Genomic DNA, 13,588 nt, shown 5'->3' on the forward strand with positions numbered 1-13,588 from the left:
GGGTGTCGAGCGCATTCCATAGAGCGGGTAGCCTTTCTGACCATGACGAACGGTGAATCGACGCCAACGGAGCTGCGTGCCTCCGGCACGGTAGGTGTCGCGATGGTGACTCCCTTCAGTGCCGAGGGCAAGCTCGACGTCGATGCCGGTGTTGCCTTGGCGGCTCGTTTGGTCGAGCGCGGCGTCGATCTGCTGGCGATCTCCGGTACCACCGGTGAATCGCCGACTACCACCGAACTGGAGAAGGCCGATCTGCTGCGCGCCGTCGTCGACGCCGTCGGCGACCGTGCCACCGTGATCGCCGGTGCGGGCACCTACGACACCGCGCATTCCATCGAACTCGCGCGCAACGCCCAGCGGGCCGGTGCGCACGGGTTGCTGGTGGTGACCCCGTACTACTCGCGTCCCTCGCAGGCCGGTCTGCTCGCCCATTTCACGGCCGTCGCCGACGCAACCGATCTGCCGGTCACCCTGTACGACATTCCGCCGCGCTCGGTGATCCCCATTGCCACCGACACCATCCGTAGGCTTGCCGAGCATCCGCGTATCGTCGCGGTCAAGGACGCCAAGGGGGACCTCAACGCGGGCGCGGGCCTGATCGCCACGACCGATCTGGCCTTCTACTCCGGCGATGATGCGCTGAATCTGCCCTGGCTTTCGGTCGGCGCCGTCGGATTTATCAGTGTCATAGGGCATCTCGTGCCCGAACGGCTGCGCGCGATGCGTGATGCCTGGGCGGCCGGTGATGTGGTGCGCGCCAGGCAGATCAATGTCAGCCTGCTGCCGTTGAACGCGGCGATGACCCGTCTCGGTGGTGTCGCCATGAGTAAAGCCGGGCTTCGATTGCTCGGCGTAGACGTAGGAGAGCCACGCTTGCCACAACTGATGCCCATCGCCGAACAGCTCGACGAGTTGTCCGCTGACCTGCAGATCGCCGGGGTGCTCGGATGAGTGAGCCGCTAGCACGTCGCCCCCGCCGCGCCGCTTCCCGTGCGGCGGGCGCACCGCCACCCACACCGAAGCGTGCCCCGAAGGCCGCCCAACCCGCACCACAGGACAGTCCGATAGAGCTCGACAGCATTGTGCAGGCCGCGGCCGCGGCGCAGGTCGAGTCGGCCGGTCAGGCCGCGAGTGCCGTCCAGGCCGCGGGCGCGACACAATCCGGAGCGCGCCGCGCGAAGCAGGCCGCATCGGACAACGCGCCCGCCAAGAAGGCCGCCAAGAAGACCTCGGCCCCCGCCGAGCAGCAAGCACCGGCGAAGAAGCCGGGACGCGCGCGTCAGCAGTCGGGCCGAGGCCGCGCCGAGCAAGCACCGACCCGACCCGCTGATCGCCCTATCGCCGATCGCCTCGGCGCCCCGCCGAAGCTGCCCAAGAACGGTCTGCGCGTCTTCGCCCTCGGCGGCATCGGCGAAATCGGCCGCAACATGACGGTTTTCGAGTATGGCGGCAAGCTGCTCATCGTCGACTGCGGTGTGCTGTTCCCCGAGGACCAGCAGCCGGGCGTCGACCTGATCCTGCCCGACTTCCGGCCCATCGAGGACCGGATCGACGATGTCGTCGCCGTCGTGCTCACCCACGGCCACGAGGATCACATCGGCGCGATCCCGTTCCTGCTGCGGCTGCGCCCCGACATCCCGGTCATCGGTTCGAAGTTCACCCTCGCGCTGGTCGCGGCGAAGTGCAAGGAGCACCGCCAGCGTCCGAAGCTCACCGAGGTCGTCGAGGGCGAGCGCACCACACACGGCGTGTTCGAGTGCGAGTACTTCGCGGTCAACCACTCGATCCCGGACGCGCTCGCGGTGGCCATTCGTACCCCGGCGGGTGTCGTACTGCACACCGGCGACATCAAGCTCGATCAGCTGCCGCTGGACGGTCGGCTCACCGACCTCGCAGGGTTCTCTCGCCTCGGTGACGAAGGCGTCGACCTGTTCCTTGTCGACTCGACCAACGCCGAGGTGCCCGGCTTCGTCACACCGGAACGCGAGATCGGCGGCGTCCTGGACACGGTGATCGGCAAAGCCCGCGGCCGCGTGATCGTCGCGTCGTTCGCCAGCCACGTGCACCGCATCCAGCAGGTCGTCGATGTCGCGCAGAAATACGGGCGGCGGGTCTGCTTCGTCGGACGCTCGATGGTCCGCAATATGGAGATCGCCCAGGATCTCGGATACCTGACCGTCCCGGACTCCGTCGTTGTCGATCTCGACGTCGCCGCGACGCTGCCCGGCGACCGGCTGGTGCTGATCTCGACCGGCTCACAGGGCGAACCACTCTCGGCGCTGTCCAGGATGGCGCGCGGTGAACACCGCCAGATCAATATCCGCCAGGACGACCTGGTCGTGCTGGCCTCCTCGCTCATCCCCGGCAACGAGAACTCGGTCTTCGCCGTGGTCAACGGCCTGGCCCGGCTCGGCGCGACCGTGATCACCCAGCAGAACGCGAAGGTACACGTCTCCGGGCACGCGTCCGCGGGCGAACTGCTGTACCTGTACAACGCGGTCCGCCCGACCAACGCGATGCCGGTGCACGGCGAATGGCGGCATCTGCGCGCCAACGCCGCGTTGGCCATCGCCACCGGCGTGCCGGAGGACCGGGTCGTGCTCGCCGAGGACGGTGTCGTTGTCGACCTGGTCGACGGGATCGCCTCGATCGTCGGGCGGGTCCCGGTCGGGCACGTCTACGTCGACGGCCTTTCGGTCGGCGATGTCGGCGAATCGACGCTGTCGGACCGGCTGGTGCTCGGCGAGGGTGGGTTCATCTCGATCACCGTCGCGGTCGACTCCTCCACCGGCAAGGCCGTCAGCGCGCCAGAGGTGAGCGGCCGCGGCTTCTCCGACGATCCCACCGCGCTCGCTGATGCCGCGGAACTCGTCGAGGCCGAACTGCTGCGGCTGGCGGGCGAGGGCATCACCGACACCCACCGCATCGCGCAGAGCGTGCGCCGCGTCGTCGGTCGCTGGGTGGCGGATGTCTACCGTCGCCGCCCGATGATCATCCCCACCGTTATCGGGGTCTAGCAGACAGAAACCGCCGGATGATGTCAGACATCATCCGGCGGTTTCGTATTTCGTGCTGAAGCTTACTTCGCTTGGCAGGCAGCCGAATCCAGCTTCGCCGACTTCACGACGTTGCAGGTGAACTGGTGCGAGACCTTCCACTGATCACCCTCGGCGACGAACTCGACGAAGGCATTCTGCACCGGTTCACCATTGATGGTGACCTTGGCGTCGGCCTTCAGCTTGCCGTCTGTCGGCTCCTGCACGCCGGTGATCTCCACCTTGACGTTCTGCGCCTTGGCGGCCTCGACGAGCTTGTCGACCAGCTGGGGATCGCGCTCGGCGTCCTGCACCCAGGTGATCTTTTCCTCGCTGCTGACGCTCGGATCGAACGCCTTGGTGATGCGCTCGTTGAGCAGCGAGACGGCGGGCTTGGCCAGGTTCGGTACCGTCGTCGGCTTCGCGGAACCTTCCGCGGTGCCCTCGCCGCTCTTACCGCTCTCGAACTTGCCTGCCGCCGACGTCGGCGTGCTCGAGCCCGACGACGAGTCGTCGGAGCTGCACGCGGTGAGTCCGAATGCCGCGGTCGCGACCGCGACCGCGACCGCCGCTCGAATTGTTCTCTGCTTCACTGAATTTCCCCTGGAATATGTGTCGCGGACCCGGACGGGCGCTGCGACGGAGGTGATGTCGGTTTACAGCGAGTAGCCGCTGGTGCAGCGCCAGTCCACGACGTGGCCGCCGGCCACCCGGCTCAACGCGGCCGATTTGGCGGCGGAGTAGCTGGCGCGAGCGGAAGCGCTCCATTGCGACGACGAGCTGGCGAGGACACCGCAGCCGTTGGTCCACGAGATCAGCACCTCGCAACCGGCGCCACAGCCCGACACGGCGGAACTCTCCGCCGCCGAGTAGCTGCCGTAGTTGTTCGAGATCGCGTAGTCCCCGTTGCTGGAGACGGCGATGGCGCCGTAATACCCGTACGCGGCTTGCGCGGGCGCCGCGGTGGCCAGCACAGTTCCAACCGTTGCCGCCATGATGGCGGCACCGGTGACGAATTTCTTCACAGGTGAATCCCCTTCTTGCTCACAGGTCCACGACCCGATGGACCGAGTGACAAGCTACAGAGCCGAGGCCGCAAGCGCTACCCGAGAATTCGGGGCGCGGCCATGGGAGCCACTCGATGCCGGGTGATGCCGGAGGAATCATGTCTCCCCGCACCGGGCGTGCGATGGATAGTGTTGCCGAGCGAAAGCCGGGATGCAAGCGAAGAAAACATGTTGTGCGACAGGGCGATGTCGCGGCGATCGACTATGTTCGAGCACGTGAGCATGGCACAGCGGGAACGTCAGGCGCTGGTCGAGGCGATGTCCGCCGTCGGACCGGACGCACCGACTCTTTGCGGGGAGTGGACGGTACGAGAACTGGCGGCGCACTTGGTGGTTCGCGAGCGTCGCCCCGACGCGGCGCCGGGGATCATGCTGAAGCCGCTGGCGGGGTATCTCGAAGGCGTGCAGGCCAAGGCGGCACTCGCGCCCTTCCCCGAGCTGCTCGAGCAGGTGCGCACCGGACCGCCGTGGTGGTCGCCGCTGCGCCTGGTCGACGCCGTTGCCAACCTGTCCGAGATGTTCGTCCACCACGAAGATGTGCGTCGTGGCACGCCGGGATGGGAGCCGCGCAAGCTGTCGGACGCCGACGAGGCGAGGCTGTGGTCGCTGCTGCGCAAAATGGGGCGAATGGCGTACCGGAAGGCGGCGGTGACCGTCGTACTCGCGACACCGGACGGTGACCGGGCGGTGGTGCACACGAAATCCGATGCCGAGGTGACGTTGACCGCCAAGCCCTCTGAGCTGTTGCTGCATGCGTTCGGCCGCGACGAGGTTCGGCTGGAGACCGCCGGTGATCCCGGTGATGTTCGCGCGGTACTCGCCCTCGATCGTTCGGTGTAGCCGCAGCACGCTCGACACACGACGGCGATTCAGGGAAGAAGCCAGCTCGACGGCGGCCGGTACGACCTGCGCTTCCGCGCGATTCGGCGCGGTTGAGACGGCCGATACCAGTGTTGCGGATGGTCCGGATGGTGCGTTAGCGGCTAGCCTGAGGTCATGGCAGGTAAGTCCCGCAGCTCCACGACCTCTCGTGCGCGGGCGGGATCGGCCCGAGGCAGGACCACCGCGGCACGGTCCCGCTCGGCAACACCGCGTGGTGCCGCTAACCCGCGCGCCACCGCCGCGCCGCGCGCACGCTCCGCCGCGGCCCGCCGCCCGGCCCGCCGCAAGTCCGATACCGCGCCACTCGCGGTGATCAGCCGCGGCATCAGCACCGGCTGGAATATGCTCGCGCGCGGCCTCGGTGCCACCACCCGCACGATCAGCCGGGCCGGCGAGATCGAACACGGCCATCGCCGCGACGGCATCGCGCTCGCTCTTATCGCGCTGAGCGCGGTGATCGCGGCGGCGGTGTGGTTGTCGGCGGGCGGACCGATCGGACACTGGGTCGAGGAAGCTATCCGCGCGGTCGCCGGATCGGCCTCGGCCGGGCTGCCTTTCGTGGCCACCGCGATCGCTGTCGTGTTGATGCGCACCGAGGCGCACCCGGAAATCCGGCCGCGACTTGTGCTCGGCGGACTACTTGTCGGGCTGCCGATCCTCGGACTCTGGCATGTCGCCGCCGGATCGCCGACCGATGCGCACGAACGTTCCCGGGCAGCGGGTTTCGTCGGCTTCGTGATGGGCGGCCCGCTCACCAGCGGGCTCACCGCCTGGCTGTCGGTGCCGATTCTGTTGCTCGCCATTATTTTCGGCGTACTTCTACTGACAGGGACCACCGTTCGTGAGGTGCCCAACCAGCTGCGGCACTACTTCGGCCTCGGCACCGGTGGTGACGAATACGGTGACTACGACGGCGAATACGATCCCGCCAACTACGACGCGGACGGGTTCCCGTTGCATCGTTCCAGCGGGACGACGCGTCGCGGCCGCACCCCGGCCGAGAACTATCCGCCCGACGAGTTCGGCAACTCCGATGCGGTCACCGAGGTAATCGGCGAGCCGCCGCTGCGCGACGCCAAACCCATCGCGGCCGAACCGCCCGAAGAGAAGCCCAAGCCGAAGAAGCGTCCGGTCAAGGTCGCCGACCAGACCCCACCGCCGCCGAAGCAGATGGAACTGATCGCCGACAGGGAGATCGAGGGCGACTATGTACTGCCGCCGCTCACGCTGCTGACCGACGGTGATCCACCCAAGAAGCGCAGTGCCGCCAACGAATCGATGATCGAGGCGATCACCGAGGTGCTGGTGCAGTTCAAGATCGACGCGGCGGTCACCGGATTCGTGCGCGGCCCGACCGTCACTCGCTACGAGGTCGAGCTCGGGCCCGGCGTCAAGGTCGAGAAGATCACCGCGCTGGCCCGGAATATCGCGTATGCCGTTGCGACGGAGAATGTTCGGCTACTCGCTCCGATTCCCGGCAAGTCGGCCGTCGGCATCGAGGTACCCAACGCCGACCGTGAATTGGTTCGCCTCGCCGATGTGCTCAAAGCGCCCTCGACCCGAAATGACCATCACCCGTTGGTGATCGGACTCGGCAAGAACATCGAAGGCGATTTCGTCTCGGCGAACCTGGCGAAGATGCCGCACCTGCTGGTGGCAGGCTCGACTGGTTCCGGTAAGTCGAGTTTCGTGAACTCGATGCTGGTTTCGCTGCTCGGTCGGGCAACGCCCGACGAGGTCCGGATGATCCTCATCGACCCGAAGATGGTGGAACTCACCCCCTACGAGGGCATTCCGCACCTGATCACGCCCATCATCACCCAGCCGAAGAAGGCCGCGGCGGCGCTTGCCTGGCTGGTGGAGGAGATGGAGCAGCGCTATCAGGACATGCAGGTCAACAAGGTCCGCCACATCGACGACTTCAACAAGAAGGTGAAGTCCGGTGCGATCACCGCGCCGCTCGGCAGCGAGCGGGTCTATCGCCCCTATCCGTACATCCTTGCCATCGTCGACGAACTCGCCGACCTGATGATGACCGCGCCGCGCGATGTCGAGGAAGCAATCGTCCGTATCACGCAGAAGGCCCGCGCCGCGGGCATTCACCTCGTGCTCGCCACCCAGCGGCCTTCGGTGGACGTGGTCACCGGCCTGATCAAGACCAACGTGCCCTCTCGCCTGGCCTTCGCCACGTCCTCGCTCACCGACTCCCGAGTCATCCTCGACCAGCCCGGCGCGGAGAAGCTGATCGGTATGGGCGACGGCCTGTTCCTGCCGATGGGCGCGAACAAACCCACTCGCCTCCAGGGTGCCTTCATCAGCGACGAGGAAATCCACGCCGTCGTCGATTTCGCCAAGAACCAGGCTGAACCCGACTACCAAGAGGGCGTTACCGCCGCGAAGGCAGGCGAGAAGAAGGACGTCGATGCCGACATCGGCGACGACCTCGAGGTTTTCGTCCAGGCCGTAGAACTGGTGGTGAGCTCCCAATTCGGCTCCACCTCGATGTTGCAGCGCAAACTCCGCGTCGGCTTCGCCAAGGCGGGTCGCCTGATGGACCTGATGGAAACCCGCGGCGTCGTCGGTCCCAGCGAGGGGTCGAAGGCCCGCGATGTCCTCATCAAACCGGATGAGCTGGACGGCCTGCTCTGGTCGATCCGCGGCGGCGGGGATGAATCCGACAGCGCCGATGAGGAGTAACCGGTAGCGGTGGCCGTCGTTCGCCTGTCCGCTGGTGGGTGTGGTCGATGAAACAGCCGAAATCCGTGGCTATCCGGCCTCACGGCAGGTGTCGCGAGCAGTTCGCCGTGGCGACGGGTCGAGGCCGTGCCTGATGGCGTTTCCTGCGTTGATGCCGTAGGCGAAGTCGGCGAGTGTCTGCCACAAAGTGCGGAGGTACCTCGGGACTGTGAAGTGCATAGGGCAATGGTGCGCGTCCCGAGCAGCGTCGACGAGTGGCGTCAATGACACTCTTCGCTAAGATTTGGCCATGAGTGCGATCAGGAAGCCGACGGTGTCGGTACTGGCTTACGACGGCATGACTGCCTTCGAAACCGGCATCGTGACCGAGGTGTTCGGATTGGTCTGGCCCGACATCGACGCGGACTGGTACGAACTGACCATTTGCACCGAGAGTCGTGAGCCGGTCCGGATGATCGGTGGCGCCACCCTCTCGTCGCCGTACGGTCTCGACGACCTGGCCGCCGCCGATACCGTCATCGTGCCCAGCGTCGTGGACCCGACCGTCGAGTCGTCGCCGGAGTTGGTGGCGGCGCTGCGGTTGGCGCACCAACGTGGCGCCAGGGTGGTGTCGATCTGCTCCGGCGCGTTCGCATTGGCCGCCGCCGGACTGCTCGACGGGCGGCGGGCCACCACGCACTGGCGCTACGCCGACCAACTGCGCCGACGCTATCCGGCGATCGAGGTCGACCCGCGCCCGCTCTACGTCGACGACGGTGCCGTGCTGACCAGCGCCGGTTGCGCTGCCGGTCTCGATCTGTGCCTGCACATCGTTCGCAACGACTTCGGTGTCGCGGTCGCCAACGCGGTTGCCAGGCGCCTGGTGGTCCAGCCACATCGGGAGGGCGGCCAGGCGCAGTACATCGAGGCACTGGTGGTCGCCGACGCGGACGACGACCGGGTGGCGAGCAGCATGGCCTGGGCGCGGCAGCACCTGGCCGAGCCGATCACCGTCGACCTGCTGGCGCGCAAAGCGCATATGTCGACCAGAACCTATCTGCGCCACTTCAACCGCTGCGCCGGTACCAGCCCGATCCGCTGGCTGATCGGTCAGCGGGTCCAGGCGAGCTTGCCGCTGCTGGAGACCACCGATATGTCTGTCGAGCGGATCGCCGCGACCGTCGGCTTCGACGCCCCGGTCACCTTCCGGCACCATTTCCACAACGCCATGCGCACGTCCCCGTCCGCCTACCGCCGCACCTTCCGCCCACCCGCCGCAGTCGAGCGCAAGTAGCTCATCGTGGAGTCGAACCACGCGATCGGGCCTTATGAGAGCCAGACGGCAGCCTGCATGAGCTCTATCTGTTTGAGCTACAGACACTTCCGCGCGTACGCGGATCGTTCCCTCGGCGAGATTCGAACTCGCACTATCCGACTTCTAGGGCCGGTGCCTCTACCGGTTGGGCTACGAGGGATTGGTTTTTCGGGTGCCCGTGGGTGGGATCGAACCACCGGCCCGCACCGGCGGAGAAAAAACTGAAAGGGGCCATTCCTCGGCGTGTGCCGTGGAATGACCCCTGTCGCAGGTCTTCTCGAAATCGAGACCTCAGAGGCCGCTCACACGGATCGCGCGATCGCCGGATTGCATGGCGGGACGTAGGGCATAGGTCAGCCAGGCACCATCTAGCAATCGTTGCCGTCGCTGCTGGGTCTGCCCGATCATCTGCCCGGCCTTCTGTGGTTCGTGGGTTTCGTTGTCTCCGACCGTAGCATCGGGTCTCCCGGTAGGGAACCGATTTACGGCTCGGATATCGGTATCGAAAACTGATGGAGTTGCTATCGGTGTCAGTGAAAATCCAGTCCGATCATGGTTGCTCCGAGTCGCGAGAGCGGGATCGTGTCGGTGCCGATGTGGCATCTGCGGCATGGCGGGAGGCGGGGCCGCATGTGAAATTATGAACAGCAACTAACCCGCAAGCGACAAGAACGGACAAATCGGGCATGCTTGATGTCATGATCAACCACAGGGACGCCGCATGCACGTAACCGCTGTCGAATGGGTGATCACGATTGTCGTGATCCTGGGGCTGTTCGTCTTCGACTTCTTCGCACACGTTCGCACCCCACACGACCCGAGTTTCAAGGAATCCGGGATCTGGTCGGCTGTGTACATCGGGCTCGCGCTGGTGTTCGGCGGAGTCGTCGCCTGGCAGTGGGGCTCGACCTTCGCGGGGGAGTACTACGCGGGTTTCGTCACCGAGAAGGCGCTCTCGGTGGACAACCTGTTCATCTTCCTCATCATCATGTCCACGTTCGCGGTGCCGCGGATCTATCAGCAGAAGGTGCTGCTGATCGGCATCGTGCTCGCGCTGGTGATGCGAGGCATCTTCATCGCTGTCGGCGCGGCCGCGATCAGCGCGTTCAGCTGGGTGTTCTATCTGTTCGGGCTGTTTCTCGTCTACACCGCGATCAAGTTGCTCGGCGAGAGCGGGCACGAGGTCGAGCACGAGGAGAAACGCGATAGCCGCATCGTCGCGCTTGCCAAGCGGGTGCTCCCGACTACCGATACCTACGACGGCGACAAGCTGATCACCCGGATCGACGGACGTCGGATGGTCACGCCGCTGCTGCTCGCGCTGCTCGCGATCGGCTTCGCCGACCTACTGTTCGCGCTGGACTCGATTCCGGCGATTTACGGTCTCACCGAGGAGCCCTACATCGTCTTCACCGCGAACGCGTTCGCGCTCATGGGCTTACGTCAGCTGTTCTTCTTGATCGGCGGATTGCTGGACCGTCTGGTCTATCTCTCCTACGGACTCTCGGCCATCCTGGCGTTCATCGGCGTCAAGCTGGTGCTGCACGCGCTGCACGAGAACACGCTGCCGTTCATCAACGGTGGTGAGCATGTGAGCGTGCCGGAGATTTCCACGCCGATGTCGCTCGCGGTCATCCTCGGCATCCTGATCGTGGCGACGGTCGCCAGTTTGATCAAGACGAGGGGTGCCGCGCCCCAGAAGGTCGACGGCCCCGGCGAATAAGCGACAACCGTCGGCGTCATCGTGACAGGTGACGCCGACGGTCTCGGCCCAGCGGATCCGATCAGGAAGCGAAAGCGCCCATCACCGGCGCCCACTCCACGGCGCGGACCGCGTCGATCAGCTGCTCCCGCGCGAACGGGTCCTGCTCGAGCAGGCCCGCGAGCGTGGGCAAGTCCTCGGCCCGAAACAGCAGCAACGCTCCCGAGCCATCCGGGTACGGCCCGGTGCTGAGCAGGGTGCCTGCCTCGATTTGGCTCGACAACCAGGTCCGATGCTCAGGGCGGTGGGTGTCGCGGCCGGGGACGGTCGCATCGGAATAGGTGTAGTGAACGGCGAAGATCGGCACGGGTGTCGCTCCTTAGGAGAGGTTCAACAGCATTCGAGTATTGCCGAGGGTGTTGGGTTTCACGTAGCTGAGATCGAGGAACTCGGCGACACCGGTGTCATAGGAGCGGCACATCTCGGCATACACCTCGGCCGTCACCGGCGTGCCCTCGATCTCGACGAAACCGTGCCTTGCGAAGAAGTCCACTTCGAAGGTGAGCACGAACAGCCGCCCGAGTTCCAGCTCCCTGGCTACCGCGACGAGCCGGTGCACGAGGAGTTTGCCGACCCCGAGGCCCTTGACGTCTGGATGTACCGCGACCGTGCGCATCTCGCCGAGATCCGCCCACAGCACGTGCAGCGCGCCACAGCCGACCACCCGGCCGTCGAGCTCGGCGACCCAGAATTCCTGGACCGCCTCGTACAAGTTGACCAGGTTCTTTTCCAGCAGGATCCGACCGGCGTAGACATCGACGAGGTGCTTGATCTCGGGCACATCGGAGGTTCGCGCGCGTCGCACCACGGGGGTGGAATCATGGGTGGCGGGTGCCACGCCGGTATGCGCATCGCTGGTCGGACCACCTACTGGTCCCCGAGAGGTCATGGGGTGCACAGTAGTCGGCCCGGTTACCGATAGGCTGAAGGTGTGCCGCACATCCGATCGCTCCGCTCACCGCATCGCGCCGAGCAGCGCGACCGGATGGAGAGCCGGCCATGAAGCCGCCTACCGAGGCGGAGGCATGAGCGTGCAGCCCGACGAGATCGACCAGCACTGGACGGAGCCGGCCCAGATTCGCTCGGGGTTCGTGCCCGCGCAGGCCGAGCCCGCCGTTCCGCTCATGAATATCGCGAACATTCTCACCATGCTGCGCATCGCGCTGGTGCCGTTGTTCGTGCTCGCGTTGTTCGCGGACGGGGGACATGAGACCGGTTGGCGGATCGCCGCCGCCGCGCTGTTCGGCATCGCCGCGATCACCGATCGCTTCGACGGGCAATTGGCCCGCAAATACGGGTTGGTCACCGATTTCGGCAAGCTCGCCGACCCGATCGCGGACAAGGCGCTGATCGGCTCCGCGGTGATCGGTCTTTCGGTTCTCGGTGATCTGGCCTGGTGGATCACCCTTGTGATCTGTGGCCGCGAGATCGGGATCACGCTGTTGCGGTTGGCGGTGGTGCGTCGCGGCGTCATCCCGGCCGGTCGCGGCGGCAAGCTCAAGACACTGGTGCAGTCCGTCGCGATCGCGGTTTTGCTGCTGCCGTTGGCGGGCGGATTCGCGACCGCGGGAATGGGTTTGATGTACGTGGCCGTCGCGCTGACGGTCATCACCGGGCTCGACTACGTCGGTCAGGCGGCCAGGGTGTGGTTCGCCGGCGCGCCTGGCCGGGCTCGCGGGGCATGACCGATCCCTCGCAGGGCGCGACCGATCCACTGATCGCCGACGTGCCCGCCGCCGACCTGGTGCGCGCACTCGAGGCGGCGGGACAAACCGTCGCGACCGCGGAATCTCTTACCGCGGGCCTGCTCGCGGCGACCATCGCCGGAGTGCCGGGTGCCAGCGTGGTGCTGCGCGGCGGCCTCGTGGTGTACGCCACCGATCTCAAGCACAGCCTCGCGGGCGTCAGCGACGAAGTACTCGCGACCGAAGGTCCGGTGGCCGCGAGCACCGCGGAGCAGCTGGCCGTCGGCGCCCGGATCCGGTGCGGCGCGGATTGGGGTGTCGGGCTGACCGGAGTCGCGGGGCCGGACGCACAGGGCGGGCATCCCGTCGGCACCGTGTTCCTCGGATTGGCTGGTCCAGGGCATACCGAGGTCGTCCGGTTGAAACTCGACGGCGACCGGTGGACTATCAGGATCGGCGCAACACACACGGCCATCCGGGAGTTACTGCGATATGTGCGGGCCGGAGGGACCTCGGACTCGGCACCCTGAACGCGCGGCGAAGAGAAGTTCGTTTCGCGGGAACCAACCGGGCCGTGTCCGACGTTGTGCCAGAAAGAACGGCATGCGCAATGCCTATGGGTGCTGCGTGTGGCCCGCTGTCAGTGAGCGAAGGAGAACGAGATGACGCTGCTGCGAGAGGCGATCGGGGATAGTCTGCGGCGTGCTCGTCTCGCCCAGAATCGGACCCTTCGCGAGGTCTCCACCTCGGCGCGCGTGAGCCTGGGTTATCTGTCCGAGGTCGAGCGCGGCCGCAAGGAAGCATCCAGCGAACTGCTGGCCGCCATCTGCGCCGCCCTCGACGTACCACTGTCCCGAGTGCTGTGGGATGTGAGCACGATCATGGCAGGCACCGATGGGCTGCCCGCCCGCGAGCCCGTGCAGGCCGCTACCGCGCCCGAGACCGAGCCGACGGCCGCTGCCGAACCCGCCGAGACCAGCACGCCCGAGCCCTCGACCGCGAGCATGTCGGCGGCCGGTGCCGCGACGAAGGTCCGTCCGCCGCATATCGCGCAGGACACCAGGATCGTCATTCCGGCGCCGAAATCCGACATCCTGGTCCTGGTGAAGAGCAATTGACGCAGAACGAGTGGTGGCAGCCACGGGCAACGCTGCGGACCGGTGCCG

Annotated in this window: 14 protein-coding genes and 1 tRNA gene; 9 read left to right on the top strand and 6 right to left on the bottom strand. The window is 66.3% G+C overall.

Annotation, left to right across the window (positions count from 1 at the left end):
* The first annotated feature begins 42 nt into the window (after positions 1-42).
* Entirely contained in the window at positions 43-951 is a 909-nt protein-coding gene (gene dapA / locus ACLMAJ_RS33070) for a 4-hydroxy-tetrahydrodipicolinate synthase (protein ID WP_412017806.1), read from the top strand.
* Complete coding sequence (locus ACLMAJ_RS33075; protein ID WP_412017807.1) at positions 948-3,017, top strand: ribonuclease J; 2,070 nt, start codon at positions 948-950, stop codon at positions 3,015-3,017. Before dapA ends, ACLMAJ_RS33075 begins: the two co-directional genes overlap by 4 nt.
* A gap of 62 nt (positions 3,018-3,079) precedes the next feature.
* Here the strand turns inward: ACLMAJ_RS33075 and ACLMAJ_RS33080 are convergent, their stop codons facing one another.
* Both ACLMAJ_RS33080 and ACLMAJ_RS33085 read right to left on the bottom strand, forming a co-directional pair.
* Positions 3,080-3,628 (bottom strand): WKL family lipoprotein, encoded by a 549-nt coding sequence (locus tag ACLMAJ_RS33080; RefSeq protein ID WP_412017808.1) that lies wholly within the window; start codon positions 3,626-3,628, stop codon positions 3,080-3,082.
* Between the two features lie 63 nt (positions 3,629-3,691).
* A complete protein-coding gene (locus tag ACLMAJ_RS33085) occupies positions 3,692-4,060 on the bottom strand; it encodes a DUF4189 domain-containing protein (RefSeq protein ID WP_412017809.1) in 369 nt (122 codons plus the stop codon).
* Positions 4,061-4,318: 258 nt separating this feature from the next.
* On the opposite strand from ACLMAJ_RS33085, the gene ACLMAJ_RS33090 reads away from it, so the two are divergent.
* Complete coding sequence (locus ACLMAJ_RS33090) at positions 4,319-4,942, top strand: TIGR03085 family metal-binding protein (protein WP_412017810.1); 624 nt, start codon at positions 4,319-4,321, stop codon at positions 4,940-4,942.
* A 156-nt stretch (positions 4,943-5,098) separates the two neighbouring features.
* On the top strand, positions 5,099-7,681 hold the full coding sequence (locus ACLMAJ_RS33095) for a DNA translocase FtsK (RefSeq protein WP_412017811.1): 2,583 nt from the start codon (positions 5,099-5,101) through the stop codon (positions 7,679-7,681).
* Positions 7,682-7,750: 69 nt separating this feature from the next.
* On the opposite strand, the gene ACLMAJ_RS33100 is transcribed toward ACLMAJ_RS33095, so the two are convergent.
* Positions 7,751-7,900 carry a hypothetical protein gene (locus ACLMAJ_RS33100; protein ID WP_412017812.1) on the bottom strand — a complete coding sequence of 50 codons (150 nt, stop codon included), beginning with the start codon at positions 7,898-7,900 and terminating at the stop codon, positions 7,751-7,753.
* A gap of 70 nt (positions 7,901-7,970) precedes the next feature.
* Here ACLMAJ_RS33100 and ACLMAJ_RS33105 point away from each other — a divergent pair, with 70 nt between their 5' ends.
* On the top strand, positions 7,971-8,954 hold the full coding sequence (locus ACLMAJ_RS33105) for a helix-turn-helix domain-containing protein (RefSeq protein WP_412017813.1): 984 nt from the start codon (positions 7,971-7,973) through the stop codon (positions 8,952-8,954).
* 107 nt (positions 8,955-9,061) lie between these two features.
* Here the strand turns inward: ACLMAJ_RS33105 and ACLMAJ_RS33110 are convergent.
* A tRNA-Leu gene (locus ACLMAJ_RS33110) sits at positions 9,062-9,135 on the bottom strand.
* Between the two features lie 561 nt (positions 9,136-9,696).
* Here ACLMAJ_RS33110 and ACLMAJ_RS33115 point away from each other — a divergent pair.
* Positions 9,697-10,698, top strand: a complete 1,002-nt coding sequence (locus ACLMAJ_RS33115) for a TerC family protein (RefSeq protein ID WP_412017814.1) — start codon at positions 9,697-9,699, stop codon at positions 10,696-10,698.
* A 61-nt stretch (positions 10,699-10,759) separates the two neighbouring features.
* Here ACLMAJ_RS33115 and ACLMAJ_RS33120 read toward each other — a convergent pair whose 3' ends face one another.
* Together ACLMAJ_RS33120 and ACLMAJ_RS33125 are read right to left on the bottom strand one after the other, a co-directional pair.
* Entirely contained in the window at positions 10,760-11,044 is a 285-nt protein-coding gene (locus ACLMAJ_RS33120) for a YciI family protein (RefSeq protein ID WP_412017815.1), read from the bottom strand.
* A gap of 12 nt (positions 11,045-11,056) precedes the next feature.
* On the bottom strand, positions 11,057-11,626 hold the full coding sequence (locus tag ACLMAJ_RS33125; protein WP_412017816.1) for an amino-acid N-acetyltransferase: 570 nt from the start codon (positions 11,624-11,626) through the stop codon (positions 11,057-11,059).
* A gap of 136 nt (positions 11,627-11,762) precedes the next feature.
* Between ACLMAJ_RS33125 and pgsA the strand changes: the two genes are divergently transcribed.
* The 3 genes from pgsA to ACLMAJ_RS33140 all read left to right on the top strand — a co-directional run bounded on the left by pgsA (position 11,763) and on the right by ACLMAJ_RS33140 (position 13,540).
* Positions 11,763-12,422 (top strand): CDP-diacylglycerol--glycerol-3-phosphate 3-phosphatidyltransferase, encoded by a 660-nt coding sequence (gene pgsA / locus ACLMAJ_RS33130; RefSeq protein ID WP_412017817.1) that lies wholly within the window; start codon positions 11,763-11,765, stop codon positions 12,420-12,422.
* A complete protein-coding gene (locus tag ACLMAJ_RS33135) occupies positions 12,419-12,952 on the top strand; it encodes a CinA family protein (protein ID WP_412017818.1) in 534 nt (177 codons plus the stop codon). The genes pgsA and ACLMAJ_RS33135 overlap by 4 nt, the downstream gene beginning before the upstream one ends.
* A 132-nt stretch (positions 12,953-13,084) precedes the next feature.
* Entirely contained in the window at positions 13,085-13,540 is a 456-nt protein-coding gene (locus ACLMAJ_RS33140) for a helix-turn-helix domain-containing protein (protein ID WP_412017819.1), read from the top strand.
* Positions 13,541-13,588: the final 48 nt, after the last annotated feature.

Origin of the sequence: Nocardia arseniciresistens, from assembly GCF_046764875.1 — a bacterium.
In the GTDB taxonomy this organism is placed as follows: Bacteria; Actinomycetota; Actinomycetes; order Mycobacteriales; family Mycobacteriaceae; genus Nocardia; species Nocardia arseniciresistens.